This is a genomic window from Roseiarcus sp., assembly GCF_052145395.1.
GTDB lineage: Bacteria > Pseudomonadota > Alphaproteobacteria > Rhizobiales > Beijerinckiaceae > Roseiarcus.
This window is the reverse complement of the sequence record NZ_JBKQOT010000408.1, coordinates 1-3,413: the sequence shown is the minus strand read 5'-3', so window position 1 is coordinate 3,413 and position 3,413 is coordinate 1. Positions and strand designations below refer to the sequence as shown.

Here is a 3,413-nt window from a genome sequence, read left to right as displayed (position 1 = left end):
GAGACGTCGGCTTTGAGCAGGATGCGCGCCCGCGTAACCAACTCAGCCGTGTGTCGGCCTTTGCCAAGGAATTCCTCCAGAAAGGACAGTTCTTCAAGGCTCAATTTTACAATGTACTTCTTCTCGGCCACAAATCATCTCCATGCTTCAAGACAGCAGGGATGTTTGATTCACGAATACGTTTCGACTTCAAGGAAGCGCGACACTAGGGATTTACGAACGATTGCCATAGTGGGCCTCGCGCCCGCGCGGAGTCCGCCGCAATGGAAACAGAAAATTAACCAACTTGCCAGCCGACCGATCGTCGGGGCTCGGCGCTTGACGCCGTCAGCCCGGCCCTGCGGCTACACCCGCTTGCGCAGGCGCGCCGAGATGATGGCGGCGATCAGCCCGATCATCGGCGCAAAGTTGGCGAGCGAGAACATGAGCGGGGCCGGGGCGCCGATCGCCGGCCCTTTTTGCACCTGTTGCACGACGGTGTGAAAAAACGCGTGGTCGACCTTGTCGCCGAACTTGGTCAGATCCTCGAACAGGCTCTCCCAATCGGCGGGCTTCATGACGGCGACGTCGCCGCAGAAGTTTATGAGATCGCGAAGGATCGCCGCCGCCTCGTCGACCAAGGCCTGCGTGACCGCCTCCCGGTCGTCGATCGACTGACGCGCGCTGTAGCGCAGGTCTCGCGGAACGTTCCAGAGTTGGGTTCGCTGATGCTCGAGCGAGTGGAGCCGGCTCGAGAGATCGCGCTGGACCCGGCGCAGGTCGGCTTCGTACTTCTCAAGGCGACGCCAGAATTCGGCCAGCTGCGGATCGCCCGGCCGCTTGCTCTTGGCGGCGACGATGGCTTTGGCCTGTTCGCTCCGAATCTCCGCGCGCATGCGCTGAAGCGTCAGCCGGATGCCAGCGAGTGGGATGCTCATGGGATCGTCCTCCCTCTGCAAGCGCCGCCCGATGACCGCCGAATGGTTCCTCCGGTCGCCGGCGACGCAGTCCGGAAAGACGAAATGCGCGGGCTACCGATCGCCGGCGGCGCCCTAGCGTGCCCCGCACCCGAACCCGCATCGGCCCCTCCACGCGCGGCGTGTATCCAAATGCCCCGACGCCTGCAGTGACGTCGCTCACACGCGCTCCTATCCCGCGGTTTTTCGCGCGAACGGCGAGGCGTGCGAACTTCGGAAATAGGAATTGAAGCACGTGTCACCGGGACCCTGAAAGGACACAACCAAAGCCCTGCCACTCAAATCCAGTGTCTCAGCCGAGGGGTGCAGTTCAGCGCTTTATTTTCTCGCGACGAAGCGTGTGCTACGTATTTCCATGGCTTAAGCGGTTTTCGACCCCGCTGAATCGTCATTGCGAGAAGCGAAGCGACGAAGCAATCCAGTGATCGTAGGTCGGCGGCGGCAGCCCTGGATTGCTTCGCTTCGCTCGCAATGACGAGGCGCCTCGGTTTGATCGGAAACCGCTCTAAGCTTGCACGCGCAATGACTTCCGACATTCCTTCGCACCCGAATAGAATGCACCGTAATCCCTCGTCATCCCGGATTATCCCGCGCCAATTCTTTAGTGCAGGCGCTTGCCGGTCCAGCGGTCGCGTCCTGCCCAAAACGGACAAGCCGGACAGGTGTCGCCCTCGTAATCGATGCCTTCTTCATGCGGGCAGCCGATAATCCGGTCGGTCATGACAACCGACTTGGCTCCGGCCTCGGTGATGAACGCCAGCACTTCGGTCGCCGCCGGGATATCGTCGCGAATGTCGGTCTGGTCCTTCGAAAGCCAGCGTCTAAGGTCGGTCACCTCGGCGTCCTCGGCTGGCACAATGCCGACCGTGAGCTTGGTCGCCAGGGTATCGTCCGGGCCATAGAGCGCGACGGTTGCGACGGGCCAGCCGCGAAATCCTTTCTTGGCCCTCTTGCTCAGTCTTTTGCGAGCGCGCTCGATCATTGCCGCCATCCGATCCAGTGAAGATCACGCACCGCCCTTTCCCACTCCGTGTCGAGCCAAGCAACCTCGTTCCCTACTTCGAACCTACCCGCAGCGCCGGATCAGGCGGGATAGCTCCGGCCCGTAGAGAAAAATGGGCCTGCGGGTCAGGCCGCCGTGACGGCGGATCCATTGGCGCACGGGCGCCGGATAGGCCTCGGCGACCAGCCGCGTCGCCGCGGCAGGGGCCGGGTATTCGTTGCCGAGCCCGTCCATCAGTCTTGGCGCGTGAAAGCCGAGGATGGCGCGAGAGGTCGCGCAGATCCGGCTGCGAGGCAGGATGCTCAAGGCGAGGGTGCAGGCGGAGAAGCACGGCCCGTCGGTCACCACGCGCTCGCCCGAAAGGCGGACCGCCTCGAAGAACCTGAGGAACGACGTCGCTTCGCCGCCGGGGCTCCCCTCGACGACGATGTCCGCGCGGGCGGGCGCGAACCCGGCGAGCGCCAGGAGGACCACGACAAAGAGGCGTCGCATCGGGATCTCCACGCGGTTTGCCAAAGCGATCTTTCGCTTGCAGAAACGGCGGAATTCCGGACGACGGCGGGGCGACAAGCGCCTCCGCGGCTTAGCCCTTGCTGCGAAGGGCCGCGCCTCGCCCACGACCGTTTTGGCGCGCCGACGCCATTCCGGGCGCCCTCGACCCCCTCGCGGTAAACTCAGTGCAAATCCTCGGCGTAGACGAATTTCGGCATGTTCCAGCCCCGGACGATGGCGAGCAGCCTGAGGACGAGGCCCGCCGCCATCGCGCCCGCCGTCACGAGGTCGTGCGGCAGACCGGCCGAAAGTCCGCCGACATAAAGGCCGCCGGCGACGACCGACACGCTGGCGTAAAGCTCGCTGCGGAACAGCAGTGGCACGTCGTTGCACAGGACGTCGCGCAGGACGCCGCCAACGCAGCCGGTGATCATGCCCGAGACGATGACGTCGACAGTGGGCAGACCGAGGTCGAGCGCGACATTGCAGCCGATGACCGTGAAGACCACGAGCCCGATCGCGTCGAGAACCAGAAAGACGCTCCGCAGCCGATGCATGATGCGGGCGACGGCGATCGTCATCAGCGCGGCGCCCGCCGTGATCACCAGATATTCCGGATGGCTGACCCAGGACAGCGGGTGGTGACCGAACAGCACGTCGCGCACCGACCCGCCGCCGAGCGCGGTGACGGCGCCGAGCAGGCAGACGCCGACCCAGTCCATGCTGCGCCGGCCCGCCGCGAGCGCAGCCGTCATCGCCTCCGCGACGATGGCGACGAGATAGAGCGTGTGAAGCAGCATGGGGCGCTCCGAGTTCCATGAACCGAAGCGCAAAGCCTCTCACGCCCGCCGGCGGCGGCGCAAATTCGCGCGGCGGACGCTCCCTACATCGGCGCGGCCTCGCGCCCGCGGCCCTGCTCCGTGCCCCAGGTTTTGCGCCGCCGGCGGCCTTGGCCTCGCCGA

4 protein-coding genes are annotated in these 3,413 nt (G+C 64.9%); all 4 read right to left on the bottom strand.

All coding sequences use genetic code 11. The features are described 5' to 3' along the window. Positions 1 to 344: 344 nt before the first annotated feature. The 4 genes from ACLP25_RS13705 to ACLP25_RS13690 all read right to left on the bottom strand — a co-directional run bounded on the left by ACLP25_RS13705 (position 345) and on the right by ACLP25_RS13690 (position 3,251). Positions 345 to 917: a hypothetical protein gene (locus ACLP25_RS13705; RefSeq protein WP_442469744.1), complete on the bottom strand. Its 573-nt coding sequence runs from the start codon at positions 915 to 917 to the stop codon at positions 345 to 347. A 640-nt stretch (positions 918 to 1,557) separates the two neighbouring features. Beyond that, complete coding sequence (locus ACLP25_RS13700; protein ID WP_442469743.1) at positions 1,558 to 1,938, bottom strand: hypothetical protein; 381 nt, start codon at positions 1,936 to 1,938, stop codon at positions 1,558 to 1,560. An 84-nt stretch (positions 1,939 to 2,022) separates the two neighbouring features. Beyond that, complete coding sequence (locus ACLP25_RS13695) at positions 2,023 to 2,451, bottom strand: hypothetical protein (RefSeq protein WP_442469742.1); 429 nt, start codon at positions 2,449 to 2,451, stop codon at positions 2,023 to 2,025. Positions 2,452 to 2,633: 182 nt separating this feature from the next. Then, on the bottom strand, positions 2,634 to 3,251 hold the full coding sequence (locus tag ACLP25_RS13690) for a trimeric intracellular cation channel family protein (RefSeq protein ID WP_442469741.1): 618 nt from the start codon (positions 3,249 to 3,251) through the stop codon (positions 2,634 to 2,636). Positions 3,252 to 3,413: the final 162 nt, after the last annotated feature.